10 protein-coding genes and 1 riboswitch are annotated in these 15,245 nt (G+C 72.3%); of the genes, 7 read left to right on the top strand and 3 right to left on the bottom strand.

The window, feature by feature from the left end:
• Positions 1-7: 7 nt before the first annotated feature.
• Positions 8-883 carry a carbohydrate ABC transporter permease gene (locus OG435_RS43690; RefSeq protein WP_266886245.1) on the top strand — a complete coding sequence of 292 codons (876 nt, stop codon included), beginning with the start codon at positions 8-10 and terminating at the stop codon, positions 881-883.
• 81 nt (positions 884-964) lie between these two features.
• Positions 965-2,578: a glycoside hydrolase family 13 protein gene (locus tag OG435_RS43685; RefSeq protein WP_266886243.1), complete on the top strand. Its 1,614-nt coding sequence runs from the start codon at positions 965-967 to the stop codon at positions 2,576-2,578.
• A gap of 84 nt (positions 2,579-2,662) precedes the next feature.
• Here OG435_RS43685 and OG435_RS43680 read toward each other — a convergent pair whose 3' ends face one another.
• On the bottom strand, positions 2,663-3,964 hold the full coding sequence (locus tag OG435_RS43680; protein WP_430625835.1) for a citrate synthase: 1,302 nt from the start codon (positions 3,962-3,964) through the stop codon (positions 2,663-2,665).
• A 55-nt stretch (positions 3,965-4,019) separates the two neighbouring features.
• Between OG435_RS43680 and OG435_RS43675 the strand changes: the two genes are divergently transcribed.
• Both OG435_RS43675 and OG435_RS43670 read left to right on the top strand, forming a co-directional pair.
• Entirely contained in the window at positions 4,020-5,195 is a 1,176-nt protein-coding gene (locus OG435_RS43675; protein ID WP_266886241.1) for a citrate synthase/methylcitrate synthase, read from the top strand.
• Between the two features lie 42 nt (positions 5,196-5,237).
• On the top strand, positions 5,238-6,341 hold the full coding sequence (locus OG435_RS43670) for a CobW family GTP-binding protein (protein WP_266886239.1): 1,104 nt from the start codon (positions 5,238-5,240) through the stop codon (positions 6,339-6,341).
• Between the two features lie 19 nt (positions 6,342-6,360).
• Here OG435_RS43670 and OG435_RS43665 read toward each other — a convergent pair whose 3' ends face one another.
• Positions 6,361-8,454, bottom strand: a complete 2,094-nt coding sequence (locus OG435_RS43665) for a restriction endonuclease (protein ID WP_266886237.1) — start codon at positions 8,452-8,454, stop codon at positions 6,361-6,363.
• Positions 8,455-8,571: 117 nt separating this feature from the next.
• Positions 8,572-11,028 carry a DNA gyrase/topoisomerase IV subunit A gene (locus OG435_RS43660; protein WP_266886235.1) on the bottom strand — a complete coding sequence of 819 codons (2,457 nt, stop codon included), beginning with the start codon at positions 11,026-11,028 and terminating at the stop codon, positions 8,572-8,574.
• A 248-nt stretch (positions 11,029-11,276) separates the two neighbouring features.
• On the opposite strand from OG435_RS43660, the gene OG435_RS43655 reads away from it, so the two are divergent.
• The 3 genes from OG435_RS43655 (at position 11,277) to OG435_RS43645 (ending at position 15,243) form a co-directional block, all read left to right on the top strand.
• Positions 11,277-12,629: a M16 family metallopeptidase gene (locus tag OG435_RS43655; protein ID WP_266886233.1), complete on the top strand. Its 1,353-nt coding sequence runs from the start codon at positions 11,277-11,279 to the stop codon at positions 12,627-12,629.
• Between the two features lie 32 nt (positions 12,630-12,661).
• A complete protein-coding gene (locus OG435_RS43650) occupies positions 12,662-14,029 on the top strand; it encodes a M16 family metallopeptidase (RefSeq protein WP_266886578.1) in 1,368 nt (455 codons plus the stop codon).
• Between the two features lie 247 nt (positions 14,030-14,276).
• Positions 14,277-14,436, top strand: a riboswitch (cyclic di-AMP (ydaO/yuaA leader).
• 12 nt (positions 14,437-14,448) lie between these two features.
• Positions 14,449-15,243 (top strand): M23 family metallopeptidase, encoded by a 795-nt coding sequence (locus tag OG435_RS43645; protein ID WP_266886231.1) that lies wholly within the window; start codon positions 14,449-14,451, stop codon positions 15,241-15,243.
• The last annotated feature ends 2 nt before the right edge of the window (positions 15,244-15,245 follow it).

Raw genomic sequence — 15,245 nt, 5'->3', positions numbered from 1 at the left:
CCCTCACATGTCAGAGCGCACGCTCATATCGCCGGCCCAGCTCGGCCGCCCCCGGGGCAAGATCGTCTACTGGTCCGTGCTGGCCCTGGTGGTCATCGGCTTCACGGTCGTCTTCCTCGGTCCCCTCTACTGGATGGTCGCCAACGGCCTGAAGAGCACCGCGGAGTTCACCCAGGTCCCGCCGACCGTGGTGCCGGACTCCCTGCACCCCGACAACTACTCGGCGGCCTGGGAAGTCATGGACCTCGCCAAGCTGCTGTTCAACACCCTCTACTACGCGTTCGGCGCCCTGGCCTTCCAGCTCGTCCTCGACGTGGCCGCCGCCTACTCGCTGTCCAAGCTCCGGCCCGTCTTCGGCAAAGCCGTCCTCGGCATGATGCTGGCCACGCTGATGATCCCGGCCACCGTCCTCGTCGTACCGCAGTACCTCACGGTCCTGGACATGCCGCTCATCGAGCGGAACCTGCTCAACACGCCCTGGGTGATCTGGCTGCCCTCGGTCACGAACGCCTTCAACATCTTCCTTCTGAAACGATTCTTCGACTCCATCCCGGGCGAGATCCTCGACGCCGCGTCCATCGACGGTGCCTCCTCCCTGCGCACCCTGCGCTCCGTGGTCCTGCCGATGTCCCGGCCGATCCTCGGAGTCGTGTCGATCTTCGCCGTCGTCGGGGTCTGGAAAGACTTCCTCTGGCCCATGCTCACCCTCCCCGACCCGGCCCTGCAGACGCTCAACGTCGGCATCTACTCACTCGCCAGGGGAGTTCCCGAGAACCATCTCGTCGCCGCGCTGGCGATGGCCTCGGCGCCCACGCTCATCATCTTCCTGATCTTCCAGCGCAACATCATGAGCGGCCTGACGGCAGGCTCCCTCAAGGGGTGAGCACCACCCCGCACCGCCGCCGTGCCCGGTCGCCCCCATGAAAAGACCGCTGTGAGAAGAACGCCGTGAAAGGACCCCTCCGTGGCTGACTTTCCCCTGCCCGAAAACGCCGCCGACTGGTGGCGCTCGGCCGCCATCTACCAGGTGTACGTACGGAGCTTCGCCGACGGCGACGGGGACGGCACCGGTGACCTCGTGGGCGTCCGGGCCCGCCTCCCCTACCTCGCCGAACTGGGCGTCGACGCCCTGTGGTTCACCCCCTGGTACCTCTCCCCGCTCGCCGACGGCGGCTACGACGTCGCCGACTACCGCACCATCGATCCCGCCTTCGGCACCCTCGCCGAGGCCGAGAAGCTCATCGCCGAGGCCCGCGAGCTGGGCATCCGCACCATTGTCGACATCGTCCCGAACCACGTGTCCGACCAGCACGCCTGGTTCAAGGCCGCCCTCGCCGCCGGCCCGGGCAGCCCCGAACGGGAGCTCTTCCACTTCCGCCCGGGCCGCGGGGAGCACGGCGAACTGCCACCGGGGGACTGGCCCTCGCAGTTCAACGGAGCGGCGACCTGGACGAGGGTTCCGGACGGGGAGTGGTACCTGCACCTGTTCACGCCCGAGCAGCCCGACCTCAACTGGGACCACCCCGTCGTCCGCCGGGAGCACGAGGACGTGCTGCGGTTCTGGTTCGAGCGCGGGGTGGCCGGCGTACGGATCGACTCCGCGGCCCTGCTCGCCAAGGACCCGGCCCTGCCCGACCTGGCCGACCGCCCGGCCGAGCCGTGGCCGCCCGGGCCCGAGATCCACCCGTACATCGACCGCGACGACCTGCACACCATCTACCGCTCGTGGCGCGCCATCGCCGACGAGTACGGGGGCATCTTCGTGGGCGAGGTCTGGCTGCCGGACTCCGAGCGGTTCGCCCGCTACCTGCGCCCCGACGAGCTGCACACCGCCTTCAACTTCTCCTTCCTCAGCTGCCCGTGGGACGCCGGCAAGCTGCGCACCTCCATCGAGGAGACCCTCGCCGAGCACGCCCCCGTCGGGGCCCCGGCCACCTGGGTGCTGTGCAACCACGACGTGACCCGTACGGTCACTCGCTACGGGCGCGCCGACACCGGCTTCGACTTCGCCACCAAGGCCTTCGGGACCCCCGCCGACCTGGCCCTCGGCACCCGCCGGGCCCGGGCCGCCGCGCTGCTGAGCCTCGCCCTTCCCGGCGCGGTCTACGTCTACCAGGGCGAGGAACTGGGGCTTCCCGAGGCCGACATCCCGCTCGGCCAGATCCAGGACCCCATGCACTTCCGGTCCGGCGGCACCGACCCCGGCCGGGACGGGTGCAGGGTCCCGCTGCCGTGGACCGAGGAGCCCTGGAACGAGCCCTGGCTGCCCCAGCCCGCGGACTGGCCGGCGTACGCCGCGGACCGCCAGGCCGGGGACCCGGACTCGATGCTCACCCTCTACCGGACGGCCCTCGGCCTGCGCCGGGCCGCGGCCGGCTTCGGCGGCGGATCGCTTCAGTGGCTGCCAGCGCCGCCCGGAGTGCTGGCCTTCGGCCGCCCCGACGGGCTGGTCTGCGTGGCCAACCTGTCCCCGGAGCCGGTCCCGCTGCCGGCCCACACGAGCCTCCTGCTGAGCAGTTCCGCCCTGGGTGCGGACGGGTTGCTCGGTCAGGACACGGCGGTCTGGCTGCGGACCTGACGCCGCAGCCGGACCGCCGGAACATCTGTCCCCGCGTTCCCGGGGCGGCGGCGGCCGCCCCGGACACCGGGAACACCCCGCCCGTCACGGCAACGGCCGTGGCGGGCGGGGCCCGTGGTACTGCCCGCTCGGCCGCATCCGCAGCGGGCGCTCCTCGTACTCCTCCAGCGCGTGCGCGATCCACCCGGCGGTACGGGCCACCGCGAAGACGGTCTCCCCGGCCTCCGGGGCCATCCCGCACGAGACCGTCAGCACCGCCAGCGCCAGGTCCACATTGGGGTACAGGCCTCCGCCGTGCCGGGCCATCACCCCGGCCACCTCGCGCGCCGCGCCCAGCGCCGGACCCGCCTGCGCCAGCGGCTCCAGCCGCGCGAACAGCGCCGTGGCCCGCGGATCCTCGGCCTCGTACAGCCGGTGCCCGAGCCCGGGCACGCGGCGCCCGGCCCGCAGGTACTCCGCCACCACCGGAGCCGCGCCGCCCCGCTCCAGCACCTCCACCAGCATCCGGTGCGCGAGCCGCCCGGCCGCTCCGTGCAGCGGGCCCTCGAGCGCGCCGAGCCCGGCCGAGACCACCGCGTACGGATGCGCGCGCGCCGACGCGGCCACCCGTACGGCCAGGGTCGAGGCGGCCAGGTCGTGGTCCGTCAGCAGGGCCAGGGCCAGGTCCAAGGCGGCCAGCGCGTCCGGATCGGGGTCCAGGGCGGAGAGCCGGGGCCACAGCTGCCGGGAGAGGCGTCCGTCCCCGCCCCACTGCGCCGGGCCCACCTCGGGCAGAGCGCCGACCAGGGTGGGGATCAGGGCGCGCGCGGAGCCCAGTACGGACGGCGCGGACAGGTCGAAGCGCAGCGGGTCGGCGACCGCCGCGGCGGCGACGGCCACCCGCAGCCGGTCGATCGGACCGCTGTGCTCGGGCAGCGCGGCGACCGCCCTCCGGGCGGCGGCGAGGGATTCCGGGGGAGCGGTGAACCGGGCCCCGGGCACCATGGTCCCCGTCCAGAGCCACTCGGCGACCTCCTCGTAGCGGTGGCGCGAGGCCAGCTCCACGGCGTCCACGCCACGGAAGTAGTACCTGCCGGACTCGATGAGGGTGAGCGCGGTCCGTACGGAGAGCTCACCGGCGGAGGCGGAGGCGGAGGCGGCGCCCCCGGGGGGACCGGCCGCCTCGCGCCGGCTGCGCAGGGCCAGGGCCTCCACCTCGCGGGCGTCGAAACTGCTGGAGCGTCCGACCGGGTCGCGGCGGCTCGTGAGCTGACCGCGGCTGACGTACGCGTACACGGTCGCGGGCTTCACCCCGAGCAGCCGGGCGGCCTCCTGGGTGCCGATCCTTCGCTCGCCGGGCCCACCGGGCTCTCCCGGCTCATCGGGCTCGTCGTTCATGACGCTCATGACGCACACCCTACAAATATTGATTCAATCAATATTGACAGTGATTGAGTCCATCATGGATGGTCGATCCATGAACACCACCGTCGCACCCGCCGAAAGCCCCCGCGGACTCGCGGGAGTCGTGGTCACCGAGACCGAGCTCGGTGACGTCCGAGGCCTCGAGGGCTTCTACCACTACCGCCAGTACTCGGCCGTCGAGCTCGCCGGGAGCCGCACCTTCGAGGACGTGTGGCACCTGATGTTCCGCGGCGCGCTGCCGGCCGACGCCGCCGAGCGGTCCGCCTTCGCCGCCGAGATCGCCCCGCTGCGCCGCCTGCCCGCCGAGGTCCGGGACGCCCTGCCCGCCCTGGCCCGCGCCACCGCCCTGTCCGGCCCGCTCGCCGGGCTGCGCACGGCGCTCTCGCTGCTCGGCGCCTGCGCCGGCTTCCGCCCGGTCTACGACCTGACCCCCGAACGCCGGGCCGCCGACGCGCTGGCCGCCTGCGCCGCCGTACCGACCCTGCTCACCGCCCTGTACCGGCTCGGCCAGGGGCTGGAGCCGGTGGAACCGCGCGAGGACCTCCCGTACGCGGCCAACTACCTCTACATGCTGACCGGGCGGGAACCCGACCCGGTCAGGGCCCGCGCGGTCGAGCGGTACCTGATCTCCACGATCGACCACGGCTTCAACGCCTCCACCTTCACCGCCCGCGTGATCGCCTCCACCGGCGCCGACGTCGCGGCCTGCCTCACCGGTGCGATCGGCGCGCTCTCCGGCCCGCTGCACGGCGGCGCCCCCAGCCGGGCCCTGGACACCCTGGACGCCATCGGCACGGCGGACCGGATCGATCCGTGGATCCGCGAGCGGGTCCTCGCGGGCGAGCGGATCATGGGCTTCGGACACCCCGTCTACCGCACCGAGGACCCGCGCTCGCGGATGCTCCGCGGGATCGCCCGGCAGTTCGGCGGCCCGCTCGTGGACTTCGCGGCGGAGGTCGAGCGGCACGTCGAGGAGATCCTCGCCGAGCTCAAGCCGGGCCGGGAACTCCACACCAACGTGGAGTTCTACGCCGGCGTGGTCATGGAGCTGTGCGGGCTGCCGCGCGAGATGTTCACCCCGACCTTCTGCGCGGCCCGGGTGGTCGGCTGGAGCGCGAACGTCCTGGAACAGGCCGCCGACTCGAAGATCATCCGACCCGCCGCCCGCTACACCGGCCCGACCCCGCCCCAGCCGGTCCCCGCCCTCGGCTGACGCCCGTGCCGTGACGGGGAAGCACTGGCTACGATCGACCGGGTGAACAGCATCCCCGTCATCGTCCTCGCCGGATTCCTCGGATCCGGCAAGACGACCGTCCTCAACCACCTCCTCGGCCACCGGGGCGGCACCCGGATCGGGGTCGTCGTCAACGACTTCGGCTCCATCGAGGTCGACGCGATGGCGGTGGCGGGCCAGGTCGGCGACTCGATGGTCTCCCTCGGCGGCGGCTGCCTGTGCTGCGCGGTGGACGGCAGTGAGCTGGACGCCTACCTGGAGAAGCTCGCCGACCCCGTCCACCGCATCGACGTGATCGTCATCGAGGCGAGCGGGCTGGCGGAGCCGCAGGAGATGGTCCGGATGCTCGTCGCCAACGAGAACCCCGCCGTCCGCTACGGCGGGATGGTGCACGTCATCGACGCGGCGGAGTTCGACGCGACCCGGACCAGGCACCCCGAGACCGACCGGCACCTCGCCGTCGCCGACCTGGTGGTGCTCAACAAGACCGACCGGATCGACGCCGCCGAACGCACCCGGATCGAGACCGCGCTCGGCGCGCTCTGCGCGCCGGGGATCCCGGTCGTCGCCGCGGACCACGGGCGGATCGACCCGGAGCTGCTCTTCGACCGCCGCCCGTGGACCGAGACGCGGGGCCAGCTGTCCTTCGAGGACCTCCTGGCCCAGGCACACGACCACGAGGGGGACGGTGAGGATCACGCGGGCCACGTGCACGCCGCCTACGCGAGCACGGAGTTCGTCTCCGAGCAGGCCCTCAGCCCGCGCCGGTTCATCGAGTTCCTCGACCGCCGCCCGCCCGGCCTCTACCGGATCAAGGGCTCCGTCCACTTCGGCGTCCCCGGCCACGAGGAGCGCTACGAGATCCACGCGGTCGGCCGCTTCCTCCGCTTCGCCCCGCACGCCTGGGGCCGGGGCGAGCCGCGCCTGACGCAGCTCGTCCTGATCGGCTCGGGCACCGACGGCCCCGCCCTGCTCCGCGAACTCGAGAGCTGCCGCGAACCGGAGCCGTGGCGCGGTACTCCGGAGAGCATGTGGGGAGTCCTTCGCTACGTGGACCGCCCGGCGGCGCGGGAGCCCAGGCCCGACCCGGAGCCCGAGCCCGACGCCGACCCCGAGGACTTCTGAGAGCAGCCGGCGGCGGAGCTCAGGCGACCTCGATGCCGAAGTCGCCGAGGAGGGGTGCCAGGCCCCCCGGGTAGCCCTTGCCGCCCAGGACGAAGTCCCAGTCGCCGCCCGGGCGGCGCCGGAAGGAGCCGAGGACCAGGGCTGTTTCGCCGGCGCGGCCGTCGGAGACCTCCAACTGGCCCAGCTCCTCGCCGGCCGGCCCCAGCAGCCGGATCCGGGCGTCGGTGAACCCGGCCAGATCGGCGTGCGGATTGACCTCGGGGTCCGTCGCGGCGACGAGGACCAGCCGGTCGGCCCGCTGCGGCAACGCGTCGAAGGCGACCTGCAGCGCCGCCTTGTCGGGCGCCGCGTGCGCGTGGGTCCGTACCGAACCGTCCGGACTGTTCGGGTTGTTGAAGAACACGAAGTGGTCCTCGCTCAGCACCCGGCTGCCTTCGCAGACCAGCGCGCACACGTCCAGCGCGACCGACCCGGCCCAGGACATGCCGAGCACGTTGTGGTTCGCGGCGGGCTCCGGCGCGGCCGCCCGCTGGGCCGGAATCGAGGGCGCGGCGCCCGGGCCGAGACGGCCGCGCAGCCCGTGCTGGTGCAGCAGCTCCACGAGCGCGGCACCGGGAACCAACTCCAGCGGCTTGCCGTTGGCGAAGGTGTACGAGGTGGGCCCGAAGGTCGCGGTGGTGACCAGCACCCCCTTGTTCGCCCCCTTGTCCTGCACCGTGCCGTACAGATCCCGGACCGCCGTCGGTGACACGGTGTTGCGGTAGCGCTTGACCTGCACCACGATCCGCCCGCCCGTGATCGGGGACGGGTCGTTCGCCTCGATGTCCACCCCGCCGTCACCGGACCGCTGCGTGGTCACCGCCTCCATGCCCATCGCCCGGAACAGCTCCGCCACCAGGTTCTCGAAGGCGATCGGGTCCATCGCGAAGAGGTCCGGCTCGTCCCCGTCCTCGTCGCCGCCCGCATGACCGCCGTGGCTGACGACGCCGCCGACCTCCCCGGGCCGGCGCTCCGGGCGGACGACGGCCGACTGGTCCGGCCGCGTCGACAACTGTCCGCCCAGCCCCTCCACCAGGCAGTCCACCGCGCTCACCAGCTCCAGCCGCAGCCCGGTGAAGGCGGACCGCGCCGCCGACACGGAGGCCAGTACGAGCTGCGCCTCCCGTCCCGTCACCGGATCGTGGGCGTCCACGAAGCCGTTGACGACGACCGACTCCAGCACGCCGAACTCGTCGGCGGCGTACAGATCGTGGACCACCAGCAGCACGCACTGCGCCAGCAGGTCCCGGTAGACCGCCCGCCGCTGCGTGGCCGGGCGGGCCGTCTCCTTGTCCTGGTCCGTGCTCGGCACGTACCGCACCGACTTGGCCTCCGGGACCACCTCGTAGCCCGGCAGCTGCCAGTCCAGTACCAGCTGGCGCCGCGCGGGGTCGTAGGCCGCCGACACCTGTCGCGGCAGGTTCTCCGGCCATCCGGCCGAGGCGTACAGGGCCGCCGAGAAGTACTCCACCGCGGCCTCGGCGTCGCCCGCGCGCAGCGCCCCGGCCAGCTCGGTGAGCCCGCCGTTGTGCCCGCGGATCCCGGCGAGCTGCTCGGCCGCCCAGCGGTCGTACTGCTGCCGGTACGCCGCCAGCTGCTGCCGCCGCTGCGCCTCCGCGGCCTGAGCCGCCTGCCAGGCCTGCGTGTACCGGGCGTGCGCCTCCCGCTCCGCCTGCGCCCGCCGGTTCGAGCCCAGCGTCCAGCCGCTGCTCTGCTGCTGGAAGTGGTGCAGCTGCGGCAGCGGTACGGGGTGGGCCAGGGTGCCCGGATCGAAGGGTTCGAGCCGCTCGGGCCTGATCAGGTCGGCCAGCCGGAACGCCGGGGTCCGGCAGCCCGCCGCCAACAGCCCCTGCAGGGCCGCGACCTGGGCGTCGAGCCGCTCGGTCGCCCGCCGGGCCTCGCCCTCACGGTGCTGTTTGTAGGCGGCCTGCTGCTCGCGCTGACCCCGGGCCACGTCCCGTTCGTACGTCCGCCGCCGGCGTTCGGCCTCGCGCTGCTGGATCAGCTGCGTCTGCTGCGTCCGGCGCTGGGCTTCCGCCCAGTCACTGATCAATCCGCCCGCCCGACGACTCATCAGTTCTGTGTCTCCCCGCCCCACCCGACAGTGCCAAGGGGGAAAACACTAGTCGCCATTCGGGTGGTACGTCCGCCCGGTCGTCACGGACGTACCACCCGAATGACCTGCAACCTCCTACAGCGCCGCACCCGCCAGCGCCGCGACCACGGCCGGCAGCGCCGTGCCCGAGCCGTCCCGGCGTGGGTCGACGGCGGGCAGCGCGGCCGGAGTGCCGTTGGCCGCGGCCGCGCGGACCGGGGACGCGCCCGCCCAGGCCAGCAGCAGGACGTCCTCGCCCTTCAGGAAGCGCTGGCAGCGCACGCCACCGGTGGCCCTGCCCTTGCGCGGGTACTGGTCGAACGGGGTCAGCTTCCCGGACTGCATGGAGTCGTCCAGCGTCCCGTGCGAGCCCGCCACCGTGAACACCACGGCCTCGCGCGCCGGGTCCACCGCCGAGAAGTGGATCACCTTGACGCCGTCCGCGAGCTTGATGCCCGCCATACCGCCCGCCGGGCGGCCCTGCGGGCGGACCTGGCCGGCCGGGTAGCGCAGCAGCTGGGCGTCGTCGGTGATGAAGACGAGGTCCTCCTCGCCCGTGCGCAGCTCGACCGCCCCGATGATCCGGTCACCGTCCTTGAGGGTGATGACCTCCAGCTCGTCCTTGTTGGCCGGATAGTCCGGCACGACCCGCTTGACCACGCCCTGCTCGGTGCCGAGCGCCAGGCCCTGCCCCGACTCGTCCAGCGAGGTCAGGCAGACGACCCTCTCGTCCGCCTCCAGCCCGGAGAGGAACTCCGAGACGGGGGCGCCGCCCGCCAGGTTCGGCGCGGCGTGGGTGTCGGGCAGCTGCGGCAGGTCGATCACCGACAGCCGCAGGAGCCGACCGTACGAGGTGACCACGCCGATCTCCGCCCGCGCGGTCGCCGCGACCTGCGAGACGATCAGGTCGTGCTTGGCGCGCGCACCGCCCTCCTCCTCGGGGAGCGGCTCGGCGTTCGGCGTGCGGGCCAGCAGCCCGGTGGAGGACAGCAGCACCCGGCAGGGGGTGTCCTCGACCTCGAGCGGGACCGCCGCGACCGCGGTTCCCGCCGATTCCAGCAGCACCGTACGGCGCTCCGTGCCGAACTTCTTCGACACCGCGGCCAGTTCCGCCGAGACCAGCTTGCGCAGCTCGGTGTCGGAGTCCAGGATCCCGGTCAGCTCGTCGATCTCGCCGGCCAGCCGGTCGCGCTCGGACTCCAGCTCGATCCGGTCGAAGCGGGTGAGCCGGCGCAGCGGGGTGTCCAGGATGTACTGGGTCTGGATCTCGCTCAGCGAGAAGCGCTCCATCAGGCGCTCCTTGGCCTGCGCGGAGTTGTCGCTGTCCCGGATGATCCGGATGACCTCGTCGATGTCGAGCAGCGCCACGAGCAGGCCCTCGACCAGGTGCAGGCGGCTCTGCCGCTTGCCGCGGCGGAACTCGCTGCGCCGGCGCACGACCTCGAAGCGGTGGTCGAGGTAGACCTCCAGCAGCTCCTTGAGGCCCAGCGTCAGCGGCTGTCCGTCGACCAGCGCGACGTTGTTGATGCCGAAGGTCTCCTCCATCGGCGTCAGCTTGTACAGCTGCTCCAGCACGGCCTCGGGGTGGAAGCCGTTCTTGATCTCGATGACCAGGCGCAGGCCGTGCGAGCGGTCGGTGAGGTCCTTGACGTCCGCGATGCCCTGGAGCTTCTTCGAGCCGACCAGGTCCTTGATCTTCGCGATGACCTTCTCGGGGCCGACCGTGAAGGGCAGTTCGGTGACGACCAGCCCCTTGCGGCGCGGGGTCACGTCCTCCAGGGTCACCGTGGCACGGATCTTGAAGGTGCCGCGGCCGTTCTCGTAGGCGTCCTTGATGCCCGCGAGGCCGACGATCCGGCCGCCGGTGGGCAGGTCGGGACCCGGTACGAAGCGCATCAGCGCTTCCAGGTCCGCGTCCGGGTAGCGGATCAGGTGGCGGGCGGCCGCGACGACCTCGCCGAGGTTGTGCGGGGCCATGTTGGTGGCCATGCCGACGGCGATGCCGGACGCGCCGTTGACCAGCAGGTTCGGGTAGGCCGCCGGCAGGACGACCGGTTCGCGCTCCTGGCCGTCGTAGTTCGCGGCGAAGTCGACGGTGTCCTCGTCGATCCCGTCCGTCATCAGCGAGGCGGCGTCGGCCATCTTCGACTCGGTATACCGCATCGCGGCCGGCGGGTCGTCGTTGCCGAGCGAGCCGAAGTTGCCGTGGCCGTCGACCAGCGGGAGCCGCATGGAGAAGGGCTGCGCCATGCGCACGAGTGCGTCGTAGATCGACGCGTCGCCGTGCGGGTGCAGCTTGCCCATGACCTCGCCGACGACACGGGCGCACTTCACGTAGCCGCGGTCGGGGCGCAGGCCCATCTCGTTCATCTGGTAGACGATGCGCCGGTGCACCGGCTTCATGCCGTCACGGGCGTCGGGCAGGGCGCGGGAGTAGATCACCGAGTACGCGTACTCGAGGAAGGAGCCCTGCATTTCGTCGACGACGTCGATGTCGAGGATCTTCTCCTCGAAATCCTCCGGCGGCGGGGTCTTCGTGCTGCGGCGGGCCATCGCTGCGCGGCTCCTTAACCAAGAATCGGGATGAGCTGAGCTCTCACGGGGTGGGGCGGGTACGGGACGGGGACGGTCGGGCGGGCGGTTTCGGACAGGGGTGACGCGGACCATTGTGGCCCGAGGCACCGACAACGCCGACTCCGACCCAGGACTGGGCCGGGAACTTCTCCGCCTGGCGACACGCTTGCATACAGTGGCAGGTCTGACAGGAATCTCTGCATCGCGATCGAAGGGACCACATGCCCATGGGTCACACGGCCACAGCTCACGCCGGCTCCGGCGGCCTCACAGCGACCGAGCACCGGCTGGCCAACGGCCTGCGCGTGGTGCTGTCCGAGGACCACCTGACCCCGGTGGCCGCGGTCTGCCTCTGGTACGACGTCGGCTCGCGCCACGAAGTCAAGGGACGTACGGGCCTGGCTCACCTCTTCGAGCACCTGATGTTCCAGGGATCGAAGAACGTCTCCGGAAACGGCCACTTCGAACTGGTCCAGGGAGCCGGCGGCTCCCTCAACGGGACCACCAGCTTCGAGCGGACCAACTACTTCGAGACGATGCCGACCCACCAGCTGGAGCTCGCGCTGTGGCTGGAGGCGGACCGGATGGGCTCGCTGCTGGCCGCCCTGGACGACGAGTCCATGGAGAACCAGCGCGACGTCGTCAAGAACGAGCGCCGCCAGCGCTACGACAACGTCCCGTACGGCACGGCCTTCGAGAAGCTGACGGCCCTGGCGTACCCGGAGGGCCACCCATACCACCACACCCCGATCGGTTCCATGGCCGATCTGGACGCCGCGTCCCTGGAGGACGCCCGCGCGTTCTTCCGTACGTACTACGCGCCCAACAACGCGGTGCTCTCGGTCGTCGGCGACATCGACCCCGAGAAGACGCTCGCCTGGGTCGAGAAGTACTTCGGCACCATCCCCGGCCACGACGGCAAGCAGCCGCCGCGCGACGGCTCGCTCCCCGAGATCATGGGCGGGCAGCTGCGCGAGGAGATCGTCGAGGAGGTCCCGGCCCGCGCGCTGATGGCGGCCTACCGCCTCCCGCACGACGGCACCCGCGAGTGCGACGCCGCCGACGTGGCGCTGACCGTCCTGGGCAGCGGCGAGTCCTCCCGGCTGCACAACCGGCTGGTGCGCCGCGACCAGAGCGCCGTCGCGGCCGGCTTCGGCATGCTGCGCCTCGCCGGCGCGCCCTCGCTGGGCTGGCTGGACGTCAAGACCTCCAGCGGGGTCGAGGTGCCCGCCATCGAGGCGGCCGTGGACGAGGAGCTCGCGCGGTTCGCCGCCGAGGGCCCGACGGCCGAGGAGATGGAGCGCGCGCAGGCCCAGCTGGAGCGCGAGTGGCTGGACCGGCTGAGCACGGTGGCCGGCCGCGCCGACGAACTGTGCCGCTTCGCGGTGCTGTTCGGCGACCCGCAGCTGGCGCTGACCGCCGTCCAGCGCGTCCTCGACATCACTGCCGAGGAGGTGCAGGCCGTGGCCGCGGCCCGACTGCGCCCGGACAACCGCGCGGTGCTCGTCTACGAGCCGATCGCCGCGGACGACATCGAAGAGACCGACGCGAGCGACGAGAACGAGGGGGCGGAGCAGTGAGCGACACCGCAGCCGACACCGCAGCCGTCACGATGACCTTCCACCCGCGCCCCGAGGCCGGCGAGCCGCAGCCGTGGGCCTTCCCGGCCCCCGAGCGCGGGGTCCTGGCCAACGGCCTGACCCTGCTGCGCTGCCACCGGCCGGGCCAGCAGGTGGTCGCCGTCGAGATCAACCTCGCCGCCCCGCTCGACGCGGAGCCCGAGGGCCTCGACGGCGTGGCCACGATCATGGTCCGCGCCCTGTCCGAGGGCACCGACAAGCGCTCCGCCGAGGAGTTCGCCGCCGAGCTCGAGCGCTGCGGCGCCACCCTCGACGCGCACGCCGACCACCCCGGCCTGCGGGTCTCCCTGGAGGTCCCGGCCTCCCGCCTGCACAAGGCGCTGGGGCTGGTCGCCGAGGCACTGCGCGCGCCGGCCTTCACCGACGACGAGGTCGACCGCCTGGTGCGCAACCGGCTCGACGAGATCCCGCACGAGAGCGCCAACCCGCAGCGCCGCGCCGCCAAGCAGCTCTCGAAGGAGCTCTTCCCGGCCTCCCTGCGGATGTCCCGCCCCCGTCAGGGAACCGAGGAGACGGTCGCCCGCATCGACTCCGCGGCCGTACGGGCCTTCTACGAGGCCCACGTGCGCCCCGCGACCGCCACCGCGGTGGTGGTCGGGGACCTGACCGGCATCGACCTGGACGCCGTCCTGGCCGACACCCTGGGCGCGTGGACCGGTGACACCACCGCCCCGCGCCCGGTCCCGCCGATCACCGCCGACGACACGGGCCGCGTGGTCATCGTGGACCGGCCCGGCGCGGTCCAGACGCAGCTGCTGATCGGCCGCATCGGGGCGGACCGGCACGACCGGGTCTGGGCGCCCCAGGTGCTCGGCACGTACTGCCTGGGCGGCACGCTCACCTCCCGGCTGGACAAGGTGCTGCGCGAGGAGAAGGGGTACACGTACGGCGTGCGCGCCTTCGGCCAGGTGCTGCGCTCCACCGCGGACGGCAAGGGCGCCTCGATGCTCGCCATCAGCGGCTCGGTGGACACCCCGAACACCGGCCCGGCCCTGGACGACCTCTGGACGGTGCTGCGCACCCTCGCGGAGGGCGGCCTGACCGACGCCGAACGGGACGTGGCCGTGCAGAACTTGGTGGGGGTGGCCCCGCTGAAGTTCGAGACGGCTGCCTCGGTCGCGGGCACGCTCGCGGACCAGGTCGAGCAGGAGCTCCCTGACGACTACCAGGCGCAGTTGTACGCGCGGCTGGCCGAGACCGGGACGGTGGAGGCCACTTCGGCGGTCGTCAGCGCCTTCCCGGTGGACCGTCTGGTCACGGTCCTGGTCGGGGACGCCTCGCTGATCGAGGAGCCGGTGCGGGCCCTCGGGATCGGTGAAGTGACCGTGGTCGCCAACTGATCGTCAGTTGACCGTTCCGTTGATTCGCGGGATTTCCGGCGGGCCGTCAACTGGCCTGCTGCTGAAGGGACCCCGACGGCTTGTCCGTCGAGGTCCCTTTTCGGCTTCTTGTCCCTTTTCTGGCGTGGTTGCTTGTTTGTGGTGTGGCGTACGCAACAAAAGAGCGTGTCTGTTTGGCGATTGGCTGATGATCCGCCTAGCGTCGGCCGTGCTGTCCGTCAGTTGTAACCGCCGCGTCCGCGGCACCGGGCAGCGATCGCCGAGTCCCCGTCAGGCGCGAGCCTGGGGAGCCGGGGACCCACTTGTGTCCCTGGGGTGAATCGGACCGCCTCGCAAGAGGGGGCCCGTAGGAGACCTTCCTGCTCCGAACCCGTCAGCTAACCCGGTAGGCGAGAGGGAAGGAAAGGATCAGCCCCTTCATGGCGTTTGGCAGTAGTGCCGCCGGCAAGCACCGTGGTTCGAGCCGTATGAGCCGCAAGACCGCCGGCTACGCCGGCATAGCCGCCCTCGCCGCCACCGGCGTCGTGGGCTCCCTGGCCGGCCCCGCGTTCGCCGCGGACAAGTCCCCCTCCCTTGAGGACACCGGCGCCCTGAACACCATCGTGGTGGCCGACGAGCTCGCCGGTGACGTGGAGGCCCAGGCCCAGTCCCAGCAGCGGGCCGCCGAGGCCGCCGCCGCCAAGGCGCAGGCCGAGGCCGACGCCCGTCAGCGGGCCGCCGAGGCCAAGGCGAAGGCCGAAGCCCAGGCGAAGGCCGAGCGCGAGGCCGCCGAGCGCGCCGCCCGCGAAGAGGAGCGCAAGCGCCTCAACACCTTCGTCTCGCCGATCGACGGCTCCTACGTCAGCACGCAGTACCACGCGGGCGGCGGCATGTGGGCCTCCGGCAGCCACACCGGCATCGACTTCCACGCCTCCTCCGGCACCTCCGTGCACGCGGTCGGCCTGGGCACCGTGGTCGAGGCGGGCTGGGGCGGCGCGTACGGCAACAACGTCGTCATCAAGCACGCCGACGGCACGTACACCCAGTACGGGCACATGTCCTCGCTGAGCGTCCGGGTCGGCCAGCAGGTCACCCCGGGCCAGCAGATCGGCCTGTCGGGCAACACCGGCAACTCCAGCGGTGCCCACCTGCACTTCGAGGCCCGTACCGGCGCCGACTACGGTTCGGACATCAACCCGGTCACGTACCTGCGCTCGCACGGCGTCAACGTCTGACC

Origin of the sequence: Streptomyces sp. NBC_01264 (assembly GCF_026340675.1) — a bacterium.
In the GTDB taxonomy this organism is placed as follows: Bacteria; Actinomycetota; Actinomycetes; order Streptomycetales; family Streptomycetaceae; genus Streptomyces.
Note: the sequence above shows the minus strand (reverse complement) of the source record. Positions and strands in the feature narration are given on the sequence as shown.

Bases quoted from the DNA above. Each gene is read 5' to 3' on its own strand.
- OG435_RS43690 (WP_266886245.1), top strand. From the start codon at position 8: ATGTCAGAGCGCACGCTCATATCGCCGGCCCAGCTCGGCCGCCCCCGG.
- OG435_RS43680 (WP_430625835.1), bottom strand. From the start codon at position 3,964: ATGAGCGTCATGAACGACGAGCCCGATGAGCCGGGAGAGCCCGGTGGG.
- OG435_RS43675 (WP_266886241.1), top strand. From the start codon at position 4,020: ATGGATGGTCGATCCATGAACACCACCGTCGCACCCGCCGAAAGCCCC.
- OG435_RS43665 (WP_266886237.1), bottom strand. From the start codon at position 8,454: ATGAGTCGTCGGGCGGGCGGATTGATCAGTGACTGGGCGGAAGCCCAG.
- OG435_RS43660 (WP_266886235.1), bottom strand. From the start codon at position 11,028: ATGGCCCGCCGCAGCACGAAGACCCCGCCGCCGGAGGATTTCGAGGAG.
- OG435_RS43655 (WP_266886233.1), top strand. From the start codon at position 11,277: ATGGGTCACACGGCCACAGCTCACGCCGGCTCCGGCGGCCTCACAGCG.
- OG435_RS43650 (WP_266886578.1), top strand. From the start codon at position 12,662: ATGACCTTCCACCCGCGCCCCGAGGCCGGCGAGCCGCAGCCGTGGGCC.
- OG435_RS43645 (WP_266886231.1), top strand. From the start codon at position 14,449: ATGGCGTTTGGCAGTAGTGCCGCCGGCAAGCACCGTGGTTCGAGCCGT.